13 protein-coding genes are annotated in these 14,578 nt (G+C 51.7%); 9 read left to right on the plus strand and 4 right to left on the minus strand.

The genetic code is table 11. From position 1 onward, the window contains the following. Window positions 1-3: 3 nt before the first annotated feature. From IBT54_RS14010 to ompC, 3 genes are all read left to right on the plus strand, one after another. Window positions 4-2,148: a type I secretion system permease/ATPase gene (locus IBT54_RS14010; RefSeq protein WP_095706863.1), complete on the plus strand. Its 2,145-nt coding sequence runs from the start codon at window positions 4-6 to the stop codon at window positions 2,146-2,148. Then, window positions 2,145-3,314: an HlyD family efflux transporter periplasmic adaptor subunit gene (locus tag IBT54_RS14015; RefSeq protein ID WP_013358550.1), complete on the plus strand. Its 1,170-nt coding sequence runs from the start codon at window positions 2,145-2,147 to the stop codon at window positions 3,312-3,314. Before IBT54_RS14010 ends, IBT54_RS14015 begins: the two co-directional genes overlap by 4 nt. 598 nt (window positions 3,315-3,912) lie before the next feature. Then, window positions 3,913-5,031, plus strand: coding sequence for a porin OmpC (ompC, locus tag IBT54_RS14020; RefSeq protein WP_033783713.1), 1,119 nt, complete (start codon window positions 3,913-3,915; stop codon window positions 5,029-5,031). 26 nt (window positions 5,032-5,057) lie between these two features. Here the strand turns inward: ompC and IBT54_RS14025 are convergent, their stop codons facing one another. Both IBT54_RS14025 and IBT54_RS14030 read right to left on the minus strand, forming a co-directional pair. Next, a complete protein-coding gene (locus tag IBT54_RS14025; protein ID WP_013358548.1) occupies window positions 5,058-5,252 on the minus strand; it encodes a hypothetical protein in 195 nt (64 codons plus the stop codon). 149 nt (window positions 5,253-5,401) lie between these two features. Next, window positions 5,402-5,512, minus strand: coding sequence for a hypothetical protein (locus tag IBT54_RS14030; protein WP_013358547.1), 111 nt, complete (start codon window positions 5,510-5,512; stop codon window positions 5,402-5,404). Window positions 5,513-5,684: 172 nt separating this feature from the next. On the opposite strand from IBT54_RS14030, the gene apbE reads away from it, so the two are divergent. The 3 genes from apbE (at window position 5,685) to IBT54_RS14045 (ending at window position 9,120) form a co-directional block, all read left to right on the plus strand. After that, entirely contained in the window at window positions 5,685-6,731 is a 1,047-nt protein-coding gene (apbE, locus tag IBT54_RS14035) for an FAD:protein FMN transferase ApbE (RefSeq protein WP_033783712.1), read from the plus strand. Then, window positions 6,731-7,372, plus strand: a complete 642-nt coding sequence (alkB, locus tag IBT54_RS14040) for a DNA oxidative demethylase AlkB (RefSeq protein ID WP_033783711.1) — start codon at window positions 6,731-6,733, stop codon at window positions 7,370-7,372. The genes apbE and alkB overlap by 1 nt, the downstream gene beginning before the upstream one ends. A gap of 95 nt (window positions 7,373-7,467) precedes the next feature. After that, window positions 7,468-9,120: a multidrug ABC transporter permease/ATP-binding protein gene (locus IBT54_RS14045; RefSeq protein WP_013358544.1), complete on the plus strand. Its 1,653-nt coding sequence runs from the start codon at window positions 7,468-7,470 to the stop codon at window positions 9,118-9,120. Window positions 9,121-9,275: 155 nt separating this feature from the next. Here IBT54_RS14045 and IBT54_RS14050 read toward each other — a convergent pair whose 3' ends face one another. Next, complete coding sequence (locus tag IBT54_RS14050; protein ID WP_201252318.1) at window positions 9,276-9,992, minus strand: 4'-phosphopantetheinyl transferase; 717 nt, start codon at window positions 9,990-9,992, stop codon at window positions 9,276-9,278. A 72-nt stretch (window positions 9,993-10,064) separates the two neighbouring features. Beyond that, a complete protein-coding gene (locus tag IBT54_RS14055; RefSeq protein ID WP_003854174.1) occupies window positions 10,065-10,268 on the minus strand; it encodes a hypothetical protein in 204 nt (67 codons plus the stop codon). A 554-nt stretch (window positions 10,269-10,822) separates the two neighbouring features. Between IBT54_RS14055 and IBT54_RS14060 the strand changes: the two genes are divergently transcribed. The 3 genes from IBT54_RS14060 (at window position 10,823) to IBT54_RS14070 (ending at window position 14,485) form a co-directional block, all read left to right on the plus strand. Beyond that, window positions 10,823-11,785, plus strand: a complete 963-nt coding sequence (locus tag IBT54_RS14060; protein WP_201252319.1) for a site-specific integrase — start codon at window positions 10,823-10,825, stop codon at window positions 11,783-11,785. Between the two features lie 61 nt (window positions 11,786-11,846). Beyond that, the gene (locus IBT54_RS14065) at window positions 11,847-12,491 is read left to right on the plus strand and encodes a hypothetical protein (RefSeq protein WP_201252320.1); all 645 of its coding nucleotides are present in this window, start codon (window positions 11,847-11,849) and stop codon (window positions 12,489-12,491) included. A gap of 1,067 nt (window positions 12,492-13,558) precedes the next feature. Further along, a complete protein-coding gene (locus IBT54_RS14070) occupies window positions 13,559-14,485 on the plus strand; it encodes a hypothetical protein (protein WP_201252321.1) in 927 nt (308 codons plus the stop codon). Window positions 14,486-14,578 lie beyond the last annotated feature (93 nt).

A 14,578-nucleotide genomic window follows, 5' to 3' on the forward strand; every position in this document is an offset into this window, starting at 1 on the left:
ATAATGAGTACTTCAACCCTGAATACCGATAACTGGATTGCCGCCATGCTGCGCGTCGCCGCGCGATTCGGTAAACCTGCCGATGGCAAAACCCTGCGTCAGCAGATGCGCTGGTTTGAACATCTGCCGGTGTCACAGCAGCTGGATCGGCTTTCCGGGCTGCTCGGACTGCATCTGACCATGGTACCGCAGAACAAACTGCGCTGGCGTCAGGAGATCACCCCGGTGGTGCTGGTGCTGGAAAATGCCAGCGTGGCGGTGCTGGAGAATATCGATTCTGACGGCAGCGCACGCTACTGGCTCAGTGAAGGCGGCGATGTGGTGCGCGAAAGCGCCTTATCGGAACTGCTGACGCGCGCTCAGGGCGATGTCGGCGTGATTGGCGTGGCGGCGCGTGGCCGGGATGCGCGTATCGACGAATTTGTTCAGCCCTATGAGCCGCACTGGTTCTGGAAAAACTTTCGTGGCATGGGTCGCCGTATTACCGAGATCTCGCTGGCCTCGGTGATCAGCAATGTGCTGGCGCTGGCCGGTATTCTCTTTTCGATGCAGGTCTACGATAGGGTGATTCCGGCGCAGTCGCAGTCCACGCTGTGGGTACTGTTTGTCGGGGTGCTGATCGCCGCAGCCATTGAGTATGTGATCCGGCTGATGCGAACTCAGGTGTCAGACTTAATGGGCAAACGCATCGACCTCAAAGTCTCCGCCATGCTGTTTGCCCGGGCGATGAGCATCCGTAATGAGGCGCGGCCAAAATCGACCGGCTCCTTTATTTCGCAGTTGCGTGAGATCGACCAGGTGCGTGAGTTGCTGACTTCAACCACGGTGGGTGCAGCAGCCGATCTGCCGTTTGTCATCCTGTTCCTGTTTATCATGTCGTTTGTGGGCGGCTGGCTGGTGCTGATCCCGCTGGCGGCAATCCCGCTGATCGTTATTCCCGGCCTGCTGGTGCAGATCCCGATGGCGCGGCTGGCCAAAGAGGGGCTGCGCGAGGGCGCGCTGCGCAATGCGGTGCTGGTGGAAACCATCGAAGGGATTGAGGATATCAAGGCGCTGCAGGCAGAACCCTATTTCCAGCGTCAGTGGGAACAGACCCACGAAGTCAGCGCTTCAATCAGCAATCAGCAGCGGTTATGGGGCGCACGCCTTACCGGCTGGGCATCGACCGTGCAGCAGCTCACTTATGCCGGAATGCTAGTGTTTGGTGTCTATCTGGTGCTCGATTCGCAAATCACCACCGGTACGCTGGTTGCCTGTAGCCTGCTCTCATCCCGCACCATCGCCCCATTAATGCAGCTGACCATGGTTTTCTCACGCTGGCAGCACGCCAAAATGGCGATGAAAGGGCTAGATGAGCTGCTGAAAAAGCCGCTCGATCAGCCTGAAGCCGCCACGCTGGCGCACTGTCCGACGCTTACCGGCCAGTACGATCTGCGCAATGTCCATTACAGCTATGACGAAGAGAATGAAAAAAATGTGCTCCACGTGCAGCAGCTGCAGATCAAGCCCGGCGAGAAGATTGCCATTCTGGGCAAAGTCGGGGCAGGGAAGTCGACGCTCCTGAAGATCCTGGCCGGTCAGGCGCAGGCCACTCAGGGCAAAGTCATTGTCGATGGCGTCGACATTGAGCGTATCGATCCTGTCGATTTACGCCGTCAGCTCGGCTGGCTGTCGCATGATTCCCGTCTCTTCTTTGGCACGCTGCGGCAGAACCTGATGCTGGGTAATCCCCACGCCAGCGAACAGGAGATGCTGCAGGCGCTGCGCATCAGCGGCGCGCTGTCGCTGGTCCAGCAGGATGCCGCCAGTCTGGATCGTATTATCAATGAAGGCGGACGCGGGCTGTCAGGCGGGCAGCGTCAGATGGTGATGCTGAGCCGGATGATCCTGCGGCAGCCGCAGGTGGTGCTGCTGGATGAGCCGACTGCGGCCATGGATGAACAGCTGGAGGAACATGTGATCCGTCAGCTACAGGGCTGGATCAGTGGCCGGACGCTGGTGCTGGTGACGCATCGCCCGGCGCTGCTGAAGATGGTTGATAGGATTGTGGTGATGGATAATGGCCGGATTGTGGCCGATGGTCCGCGTGACGAGATCCTGCGCCGTGCGACGACGCCAGCGACGCCAGGGAAAGGAGATGCTGCATGAGTCTGGTTATTGTTGATAAAGATCTTGCCCGTCATGAGCGCCGGACATCGGCAATTATCTGGCTCTGCACCGCCGCGCTGGCGATTTTTCTTATATGGGCGCACTTCGCCATTCTGGATGAGGTGACCGTCGGCACAGGTAAGGTAACACCTTCCAGCCGCGCGCAGGTGATTGACAGCCTGGACGGCGGCATCGTCAAACAGCTGAATGTGCATGAGGGCGATATTGTTGAGAAAGGGCAGGTGCTGGCGACGCTCGATCCGACGCGCTTCCAGTCCAACTTCGGCGAAGCGCAGGCCAAAGTGCGCACGCTGCGTGCCTCATCCGAAAGGCTTGAGGCCGAGTTGTCGGGCACGCCGCTGACGTTCAGCGCCGAAACCCTGAAGGAGCCGAACCTGGTCACGCGCGAACGGCAGCTCTACGAATCGCGTCGTCGTAATCTCACCGAAACCATCAGTAACCTGCAGCAGTCGCTGAAACTGGTACAGGATGAACTGAGGCTAACGGAACCGCTGGTGGCTAAGGGCGCGGCAGGACAGGTCGAGGTGATTCGTTTGCGCCGTCAGGTCAGCGATCTGCGCGGTAAAATTGATGAGGCGCGTAACGACTATCTGGTGCGTGCCCATGAAGAGCAGGTGAAAAACAATGCCGAACTGGATGCACAACTGCAGGTTGCTGCGGGCAAAGAGGATCAGCTGACGCGTGCTACGCTCTACTCACCGGTACGCGGCATCGTCAAAGATATTCAGGTCACCACGGTCGGTGGCGTACTGGAGCCAGGCGGTAAGCTGATGGAAATCGTGCCGCTGGAGGATCAGCTGCTGATTGAGACGCGCATCAATCCACGTGATATCGCCTATATCCGCCCCGGTCTGGCCGCCACCGTAAAAGTGACCGCCTATGACTCTTCTATCTATGGCGACCTGCCCGGCGAAGTTGAAACGGTGTCGCCCGATACCCTGCAGGATGAGGTAAAACGCGATCAATATTACTATCGTGTTTACGTTCGTACCCAGAAAGCGGAGCTGACCAACCGTGCCGGACGAAAATTCCCGATTGTGCCGGGTATGGTGGCCAACGTGGAGATTAAAACCGGTCAGAAATCGGTCATGGACTATCTGATTAAGCCGCTGAATAAAGTCAAAGAATCGCTACGCGAGCGCTGACAATCAGCAGCATCCCCACTATCCGCCTGCTTAATTACGGTGATAAATTAACATGGCGGATATTTCATCATTCCGTGTGCAAAGCGTGCGCAATTTAACACTCTGTGTGGAAATAAGACGTAGTTAATTTAACCCGCTTAAGAAAGTTTACGTGGATATAACGGAACGGCAAATTGCAGGCAAAAAAATGCCGGACGATTTGTCCGGCGGGAAATAATAAGTTGTACATCTCATTCGGGGAGAATGAAGGTAATAATGGAATAAATGATGATAGCGGGGTCTATTCTATTACCAGATCCCGCAAAAGTTTTATCATTCAGTGCTTCAGAAAGGTCTGATGCAACCTGTTGATAACAAAGAATACCAATTGAGATTGACGATTCGTGCGCTGATTTTTATCTATCCGTGCTGGTTATTAGTTCCCCGATATTTACATTAAGAAATAACTGTTTCGACTTATGAAACACTTTTGGAAATTTAGTAGCATTTTCCTGGTGGATTATTGCCCGTTATATAACAACAATGGCCTGCCGGCTGAATTTTTAATCATTCAGTTCGCAGTGGCAAATAATAAAGGCACATAACAGAGGGTAACAAAATGAAACGTCGCGTTCTCTCCCTGGTGATCCCTGCATTGCTGGTTGCAGCAGGATCAGCAAACGCAGCTGAAATCTATAACAAAGACGGCAACAAATTAGACCTCTTCGGTAAAGTTGACGGTCTGCACTACTTCTCTGATAACGACAGCTCTGACGGCGACCAATCCTACGTTCGCTTCGGCTTCAAAGGTGAAACCGAAATCAGCAATGAGCTGACCGGTTACGGCCAGTGGGAATATCAGGCCGCGCTGAACAACGCCGAGTCTCAGGGCACTGCTGACAGCTTCACCCGTGTCGGCTTTGCCGGCGTGAAATTTGGGGATGCAGGCTCGTTCGACTACGGTCGTAACTACGGCGTAGCCTACGACATCGGCGCATGGACCGACGTGCTGCCCGAGTTTGGTGGCGATACCTATGGCGCGGATAACTTCATGTATCAGCGCGGTAACGGCATGGCGACCTACCGCAACAATAACTTCTTTGGTCTGGTGGATGGCTGGAACTTTGCAGTCCAGTATCAGGGCAAGAATGGCAACAGCAGCGAATCACCTAATGGCCGCGACGTACTGGGCCAGAACGGCGACGGCTGGGGTCTGAGCACCACCTATGATCTGGGTCAGGGCTTCGGCATTGGCGCAGCAGCTTTCCAGTCTGACCGTACCAATGATCAGAACAGCGCAACGTCAGGTATTCTTGGCCGCGGCGATAAAGCGGAAGTGTACACAGGCGGTCTGAAATATGACGCGAACAATGTCTATCTGGCAGCGATGTACTCACGTGCTTACAATGCGACCCGCTTTGGTGACAGCAGTGACGCCTCTTCAGCTTACGGGTATGCGGATAAAGCGGATAACTGGGAACTGGTTGCACAGTATCAGTTTGACTTCGGCCTGCGTCCATCCCTGGCCTATGTCACCTCACGCGGCACCGATGTTCAGAACTGGGGCAAACAGAATCTGAAAAAATATATCGATGTTGGCGCGACGTACTACTTCAACAAAAACATGTCTACCTATGTTGATTACCAGATCAACCTGCTGGACGACAACGCCTTCACCGACGCAGCCGGTATCAATACCGACGACGTGGTGGCATTGGGTCTGGTTTACCAGTTCTAAATGTTCTGAGTTGTCAGGGAGCGCAGTTACCGCTGCGCTCCTGCATCACCTTCCGGGCTGAGCGCTTCAGCCTTTTGCCACTTTGTGGGTTCTGGTGCTGTTGTTACCGACGACACAACACTACCGAATCGTGCACCTTCAAATGCCACACCTGCCAGCGTAAAGGCTGAAAAGCTCAGCCAGTGATGCCATGCTGTTGGCCACTTCTGTGAATTTTTCATTCTGCACCTCTCAGAGATAAACACTGTTTCAACAGTGCAGAATTCATGCCAGCTTTACCGCTCTCACAGCCACAGAAGGCGCGCCCGTTTTGGTACACTTGCCGCGCGCGTCAGAGAGGCATTGCCCCAATCAGGTGCAGCCAGGCCTGTTAATGGCGCGGCCGGGAAGGCGTCATATGACGATGACGACGCTGTTCGACCACTTTATAACTTCCATAAACAAACAGACCCAGGGCAATAACGAGAATCGCATAAATCATCTGTAGCTCCTTACTTTGAATTAATGTTTATCGCCTGTCGGGAGGCGGGGTCAGGATAGATGACCGGTGAATGTTCTCGTGATTCAGAAAAATATTCAACGCTATTTAAGCTAATTTACCCGAAGTTTATGCTTTGTAGCAGAGCTGAATAAAGTGTTACAAGTGAGGGAAGATGCGTTCTCAGATTAATCTGCTGTTTATAGCGATGTTGGTACTGATGTTAGCAGCCTGTGATAAGCCAGCGGCAACAACCGCACTGGTACTGGAAGGAAAAACGATGGGGACCGTCTGGCGTGTGAGCCTGGCGGGTGTAGAGAGCGAACGTAAAGCGGAGCTGCAGCAGCGCATTCAGCAGCGGCTGGACGCGGATGATGCTGAACTCTCAACCTGGAAAGCCGATTCCGTGCTATCGCGCTTCAACCAGAGCCGGGAGCTGTCACCGCAGCCGGTGAGTGAAAATATGGCGGATATTGTCATCACCTCTTTGCGAATTGGCCGCCAAACCGGCGGGGCGATGGATATCACCGTCGGGCCACTGGTTAACCTGTGGGGTTTTGGGCCGACGAAACAGCCTGGTCATACGCCGGATGCGGCACAGATCGCTGCCGCCCGGGCGCAGACCGGGTTACAGCATCTGCGGGTGGTGCAGGGTGCAGACGGGCAGTGGCTGCAGAAAGATCTGCCTGACCTTTATGTGGATCTCTCAACGGTGGGCGAGGGCTTCGCTACCGATCATCTGGCGCGGCTGATGGAGCAGCTCGGCATCAACAACTATCTGGTGTCGGTCGGGGGTGCGGTGCTGAGTCGTGGTCTGAATGCGCAGCAGCAGCCGTGGCGTGTGGCGATTCAGAAACCGACGGATCGCGAAAATGCGGTTCAGGCGCGCGTTGATCTGCAGGGACACGGTATCAGCACCTCCGGCAGTTATCGCAACTATTATGAACTGGACGGCAAGCGCATTTCTCATGTGATCGATCCCGTTACCGGACGGCCCATTGAGCATAAACTGGTCTCCGCCACGGTGATCGCCACTACGGCACTGGAAGCCGACGGTTGGGATACCGGATTGATGGTACTCGGCACTGAAAAAGCCAAAGCACTGGCGATAAAAGAGCATCTGGCGGTCTATCTGATTAGTAAGCAGGGCGATAAATTTGCCAGCTGGATGTCGCCGCAGTTTGCTGCCTTCCTGATCCCCGACAAATCCGGAGAACCCTGATGTTAGATCTTTTTAGTGAAGAGCAACCCTGGCAGGAGCCGCTGGCTGAAGGAGCTGTGATCCTGCGGCGTCGCGCGCGCGAAGAGGCAGAAGCGCTTTATCAGCAGATAATGACGATTGCGGAACAGAACCCGTTTGCCCATCGCATTACGCCCGGCGGCCATCGCATGTCGGTGGCGATGACCAACTGCGGCGATTTTGGCTGGTCGGTGGATTCACGTGGCTACAATTATCAGCAGCAGGACAACCTCAACGGACGTCAATGGCCACCCATGCCACCGCTGTTTCGTACTCTGGCAAAGCAGGCGGCATCAGAGGCAGGATTTCCTGACTTTAATCCGGATGCCTGCCTGCTTAATCGCTATGAACCGGGCGCGAAGCTGACGCTGCATCAGGATAAAGATGAGAAAGATCTGCGCCAGCCTATCGTTTCGGTGTCGCTGGGCTTGCCGGCGGTTTTCCAGTTTGGCGGCTTCGAGCGCGGCGACACGACTCAGCGTGTGCTGCTGGAACATGGCGATATTGTGGTGTGGGGCGGGCCGTCGCGCCTGCGTTATCACGGCATCCTGCCGCTGAAGCCAGGCGTTCATCCGCTGGCCGGTCCCTGGCGTTATAACCTGACGTTTCGCCGCGCCTTTTGACCCGCCACGCCGGTTATGGCGTGGTGAGAATAACTATTGCTATCATTTGGCATCCCATTACACTGCAGGCTGTTTTTAGCTGATGGATTGCCTGCATGACGTTGTTAAGCGTTGTTTTTCGCCAGTTCCGCTGGCCTTTTCTCGGGGTGATTGCGCTGACGTTGTTAAGCGCCGTGCTGGGTATCGGCATGATCGCCTTCATTAATCGCGAAATGATTGTCGCCATTAACACCTCCTTTGCGGTATTGCCGCAGTTTCTGTTGCAGTTGGTGGTGCTGATGGCGGTGACGCTGGCCTCGCAGCTGGCGCTGACGATGCTTGGCCATCAGTTTGTCTGGCGACTGCGCGGCGAGTTTATTAAGCGTATCCTCGATTCCCGGGTTGAGCGCATCGAGCAACTCGGCAGTGCGCAGCTGCTGGCGGGACTGACCAGCGATGTGCGGGCGATTACGCTGGCCTTTGTACGCCTGCCGGAGCTGTTTCAGGGCGTCATCATTACGCTTGGCTCGGCAATTTATCTCGCCTGGCTGTCGCCCAAAATGCTGCTGGTGACCAGTCTCTGGCTGGGTGTCACGCTGGTGGGCGGCTGGATGCTGGTTTCACGCGTGTATCAGCACATGGCAAAGCTGCGGGAAATCGAAGATAACCTCTATCGCGATTACCAGACGGTGATTGAAGGGCGCAAAGAGCTGCAGCTTAACCGCTCCCGTGCACAGCAGGTCTATGACACCGTGTATCAGGAAGATGCCCGCGCCTGGCGTCATCATATTGTACGCGCGGATACTTACCATCTCAGTGCGGTTAACTGGTCAAATATCATGACGCTAGGCGCTATCGGCATGGTCTTTTTTATGGCTAACAGCCTGGGCTGGGCTAATACCGCCGTCGCCGCCACCTTTTCCCTGACGCTGCTTTTCTTACGCACGCCGCTGCTCTCGGCGGTGGGCGCGTTACCGACGTTGCTCAGTGCCCAGGTCGCTTTCCGTAAGCTCAACGCCTTTGACCTCGCGCCTTATCAGCCCGGGTTTCATGCCCCATCTGCCGTCTCTGACTGGCAGACACTGGAGCTGCGCGACGTCTCTTTTCACTATGGTGATAATGGCTTCCAGGTGGGACCAATTAACCTGACGCTGCGCCGGGGAGAACTGGTGTTCCTGATTGGCGGCAACGGTAGCGGGAAATCGACGCTGGCGATGCTGATGACCGGACTTTATCAGCCGCAGTCCGGCACGCTGCTGCTTGATGGTAAAGCGATCACGGCTGACGAGCTGGATGTGTGGCGCAGCCAGTTCTCGGCGGTCTTTACCGACCTGCATCTGTTTGACCGGTTAATCGGGCGGGAAGGGGTTGCGGCCAATCCGGCGCTGGTTCAGCAGTGGCTGGAGCGGCTGAAGATGCAGGACAAACTGAAGATTGAAGGCAACAAAGTGCTGAACCTGCGGCTATCTAAAGGGCAGAGTAAGCGACTGGCGCTGCTGCTGGCGGTGGCGGAAGAGCGCGATGTGCTGTTACTGGATGAGTGGGCGGCCGATCAGGATCCCCATTTTCGCCGCATCTTTTATCGCGAGCTGCTGCCGTGGTTGCAGCAGGCGGGTAAAACGGTGTTTGCCATCAGCCATGACGATCATTACTTCATTCATGCCGATCGGCTGCTGGAGATGCGCGAAGGCCAGTTAACGGAGCTGACCGGTAATGAGCGCGATCTCGCCACGCTCGACTCGGTAAAGCGCACCGACACCGGGCTTTGACGGCAGCTGGCAAAACTTAGCAGAAAAGCGCACTGGCGTGCTGCGCGTCAGACAGGCTACTTTAGCAATCAGCAGAAACGTCGGTTTCTGCCATCCTGAAACGTCTTCTTTCGTCTGTGTTTACCCCGGCTAAATACCCTTGTTTAGCCGGTTTTTTAAAGCTGATGCGTGATCAGGGTGATGACCTGATTCTCCTGCCACATAAAGTCCGCTTGCAGTAACGTCCCCCTCGCAAAGCGCTCGCCGACGTGCTGAGTCAGGCTCAGCGTGGCACTTTGCTGCGCGAAATCTACGGACACCAGTGCCGCATCCAGAAAGTCCATCGGCTGATGCAGTTGTGGCCATAGCGCTTTATATACGCTTTCTTTGAGCGAGAAGAGCAGGGTGGCGGCCGCACTGAAGGAGACGGGCAGCGTCCGCAACAGCTGCTGTTCCTGCTCGTTCATCAGCAGCGTTGCCGTTTCCTGTGCCGTGGTCTCTGACATCAACTGCTCGACATCAATGCCAACTGCGCAGGGCTGACGGGTAGCCGCCACGACGACGACACCACTACTGTGTGACAGTGACGCCTGAATGCCGGCAGGCCAGAGGGGAGATCGGTCAGGAGCGTTAGTCAGAATGAAATCATCAATGCCCAGTTCTGCCATTACTGACCGGGCAAGTAACCGGCTGGCAAGATATTCCGCACGTCTTTTATTGACCGCCTGCTGCAGTCGGGCGGGCAGTGGAATATCCCATTCGACAGCCAGCGCGTCATGGTATTTTTGTGGGTCAAAGTGACTCACCGCCAGCAAAGGATCGCTGTGGTTAAGATGACAGGAAAGGATAAAGCCGCCTGCAACAGGCGGCAGCGGCAGGTCGGGATAGCGCATGCGAAACCATCATCAGAACCCAAAAAGGCATTTAATCAGGCGCGATGGTTCAGGGCAAGCAGCCCGCCACAATCAGTCGTTGGGAGGAATGGCAAAACTTTTAAGAGAAACAACGAAATGGTGGTGACCCCTGCTGATGCGTGCACCCCGGTCGCACCAGTGGCTCGCCAGACGAAAGAAATCGTCGCTGCCAATGTCATACGCCAGTTCCACTTTGCTAATGCCTGAATGAAGTAACGCTTCTGCATCTTTCAGGCTTTTCGCTTTGATCGCCATAAAAATTATCCGTCAATTTCTGGGGAGTTCAGGGTAGTTATTTTCTGTGACATTTTTGTTTCAGTTTGATGAAAAAGCGCAGCGGGTGGCTACTTTTGTGAGGCGGATCAGGCTTTTTTGCAAGCTTTAACCTGATGATTACATGAGGAATGTTAACCCCGTTCGGGATTAATCTGAATATTCAGCTTGGGAAGCAGCGACAGAGAAAGGCCGCGTCAGACGCGGCCCTGTGGGTTACTTTTCGTCTGGCGGGGAAGGTTGCTTATCGCCGGACTCAGGTGCTTCGGTTGGATCGTCTTTTTCGATGAATGTCATGAACTCTCCTCTTGTTACCCACACGTTTTGAAGTATAGATCGGATTGCTGGACGTGCGAGGGAAGTTAAAGTCTGACGACAGAAACGAAAAAAGCAGCCTTTTGGGCTGCTTTTCAGGGAATTTGGTCGGCACGAGAGGATTTGAACCTCCGACCCCGGACACCCCATGACCTGTTAAGGCATGGAATAGTTAGCATACTCAATAAGATAGGTCATGATGCACATAGGAAATATTGCACATGGCTACAGTAAGACAGCTCCCTTCTGGTAAGTGGAATGCACAGGTTAGGATTAAGGGCTATCCCACTAAGACAGCTACACGTTTAACCAGAGAGGAAGTAGAGCAATGGGCTATTGAACAAGAGCGGGAGATAAAGAAAGAGGCCAACACTATTGAATCTCTCAAGGACATCTACCTTGAAGAAGTGATGACCAGAAATGGAAAGCAAAGGGGAGGCTATGAATCTGCTAAGTTCAAGCTGAACACTGTAGGGAGAATCCTTAATGGTAAGACGCTGGAATCCCTCACCAGTGAAGATGCTGTAGCTTACAGACAAGCACGCATTAAAGAGGTGAGCGGTTCAACTGTACGCCTTGAGATGCAACTCCTTTCCCGCTTCCTCAGATGGGCTAACAGTGAGAAGGGCGTAGCATGTAGCGATGTAGTGAAGCCTGTAAAGCTCCCCAATGCTGGTAAGCCCAGAAGCAAGATAGTAGAAGAGAATGAATACAGGATGATTCTGGAGCGTGCCAGTGAGAAGGCTAAAGCTATCATCATGCTTGCATGGGAAACCGCTATGCGCAGGAATGAGCTATTAGCTATAACTCCTTCAATGGTGGATTTTAAGAAGCGTGTTATCCATCTGTCAGATGAACAAACAAAGAATGGAGAGGGGCGTGATGTTCCTCTCTCTTCTAACGCTGTAACGCTCTTACAGGAATTATGTGAGGGAAGGGAGGCTAATAGCAAGCTGTTTACGCTCACTCCCTACGCTGTTACACAAGCTTTTAGAAGGGCAGCAAGGCTCAGCTATGTACATGGTGTGTGCTTCCATTCACTGAGGCATACAGCTATCACCAGATACGCTGAGAAGGGGCTTAATACAATACAGCTTCAATGTATCTCGGGGCATAAGAGCATTAGCATGTTAGCCAGATACAGCCACATTAAGGCTAGTAGTGTGGCTGATTTGATGGGATGAGTTTGATGGATTGTTATTGATAGATTAATATGGTGCGTCATCTAAACACAGGGGACGCGCCATGTTAACTCTAACTCCAATTCAAGAATCAGTTTTTGTGTTGTCAGCCTTAAAGAATACTTTTGAACCTGCTCTTAAAACTTTTAAGAGATATATCAATGATGATGATGTTAAGTTTTTACTTCAGAGTAAGATGCTAATTGACTTGTATTCTTTTCAGGAAGAATGGGCAAGGTTAAATGCTTTGTGTGCCACTCATCCAGAATTAGTGTTGACTCGACAAATTTGTGAGCCAGCTCTAACAAGGCTACATAAGTGGAGCGGGATAAGAGATTTCCGCAACAAGGTGCTGGCCCATGGTTTTAGAGAAGAGTTGAAGGTTAATGGTGGAGGTAAAATTAACGCTCCTGCTGACTTAAAAAAGTGGTATTTTGATGCGGATGTGCCAAATTCATATGCAGAAGTGTTGTTGCTTGCAGAGATGGCTTACTTCTGTATGGCAATATTTATTACAAGACATGGGGATAGCACTAAGGATATAGATTTTAACTATAAGGAAGAAGCGGAAACAAAAGGAATTCAAACTGCGCAGGAGTTTGACACGGCAATTTCAGATTTTATGAATCATATATCTTCCTTGGATAATTCAATTGCCAGTTCATGGAAGGGCTATACAACGTTAACCGAGATGGTAAATAAAAAGTAAATGGATGGCTGCCTCCCTTGTGATTTTTTATTAACGCTCGTTTCTTTATAAAGGGATGTTTCGTCAGATAGTTAAGTTGTTGGCCTGACAGAAACGCAAAATGGGAGTATGTGACCCAGGCAGTTAGATTATTAGTAAGGCTTGAGGGATGCTGGGCTTTCTTATTCTTAACTCAGTACATGGCTGGTTATGACATTGAAAGCTCGCTCCTTCTTGGATTGCTCAGCCTCTTTATGTGGTTTATGAGACAATATTAAAATATGTGAAGGCGGGGCAAGATTCCTAGCGTCTCTCTCTCATATCGTAGCGTATTCTAAATTATTTAACAGGAGCCATCCTAAGTTACTCTATTAGTCCCTAATACATAGCCATGCCTTTTATATTATCTCTTCTCCTGAAGCGTTACAGAGCGTCTGAGTGGCATGTATAGCTATTGGCTTAGGGCGGGAAGGTAATAGCGTGGAGAGTGAGCTAAATGCTATCATACTTATCCGGAGAGCATTAACGCCTTTGCTCGTTCCTCGCTATAGGCACGCTAATAGTTACGCTAGAGCTCTTTCTAAGATTATCAGTATGTTAGATGATGATAAGAAAAATAATTAAAATAATTTGCAGTATTTTCTTAAAAAAGATACTCAATTATCTTTATAGAGACATTATTTTTATGATGTCTGTGTGTCACAATTTCTGGAAAATTGACACAATATAAGGGAGAAGTAAATATTCTTACTCTTTACTAACTCCCTCAGAAAATGAATAACATCCTAACGCCCTCGCCGGGCAGGCTAAAAGAAACGCCTGAAGCTATCTCGCACTCTCGTGCTCGCTACGCTCCCAGCAACAGTCTTTGACCTTTGAAGCTCATGTGAAGCTAGCTCACTAGCTGAACTGAGTTTCCAGCGTAACGCCGTAGGCATTCTGTTGACCTTCCCCACATGGGCAGGCTACGAAGTAAATGCCCATGACAGCTAGTAGATTGGATGATTACAGATTCCCTTAATAACTACCTCGCTATTAGCCTTTAATAACTACCTCCGAAATAAATTACCCTTTCAAGGATAACAATAATGATGAAAATTGAATGGATTAAAGTAGATGGCATGATGGTTGCCATTGATAAAGCAACAGGTGAGATTCTGGATGAATCACTAACCACTCTTCCTGCTGATTATGATGTAAGCAAGGCTGTGGTTGATGTTCTGGAAGATATGTTTGGAGACTCTGTAATAACTACCTCGCTATTAGATAAATCCAAGACCGGGCCTAAGCCTAAGCAGGTTTCGAATCCTTATGCCTCTTACTTCTCTAACGTCCAGTACAGAGAAGACACGGGGAGTAGCAACATGATTGATGCGCTGGATGATTTGGTATATTCAGCAAGTACAGCCAGCACAGGTAATACCCGTATCCCTGTTAAACAGCTTGTGCATGTAATGCGTGCTGAAGAGCTTTCAACGAAAGGGGTGCAGGGAACGCTAGGTAAGCGGCGAATCATCAAAGGGGAGAAAGCCCCCGGTAAACGCTATTGCCAGCAAATTCTTGAAGCCGCTGAACACCTGATTAAACGCATTGATATGCATCAGGAGCGTGGCACTATTAACCTGAATGATTCCTCAGCCTTTCAGTCTGACGCTGACAGCGTAGCTTATGAGCGCTCTCAGGGAGTTGTTAATGCAATGCTTTGCCCTGTTGAATTTACAGAGGGAGACAGGCGAACTATCCGGGCTTTGGCAAGGGCCGGTAATATTGAGGCTATCAATGATTACCTCCAGCGTGTAACAGAACAATCAGGGCGTATGATGCAGCGCATCTTAGGCAAGCCACTGAGCAAAGATTCCAAACAGGCTTATGACCAACTGGACGCTGAGTTTCCTTATGAGCCATATGAAGATGATAATGGCTATGTGATGCGCAGAAAGAAATTAACTTCCCCTATTACTAAGCAACTCTCTTTAGCTAGATGGTTGTTTGAAGTTGAAAGGCAGACGGAATAAATAAAAGTATTGAAAACTCTCCCGCTATGGATGGCGTTGCTTATCCTCTCATTTGCATTGAAAGCCATTATCTTAATTCTCTATTTATAATAA

Source organism: Pantoea sp. S62 (assembly GCF_016658625.1).
Classification (GTDB): domain Bacteria; phylum Pseudomonadota; class Gammaproteobacteria; order Enterobacterales; family Enterobacteriaceae; genus Pantoea; species Pantoea vagans.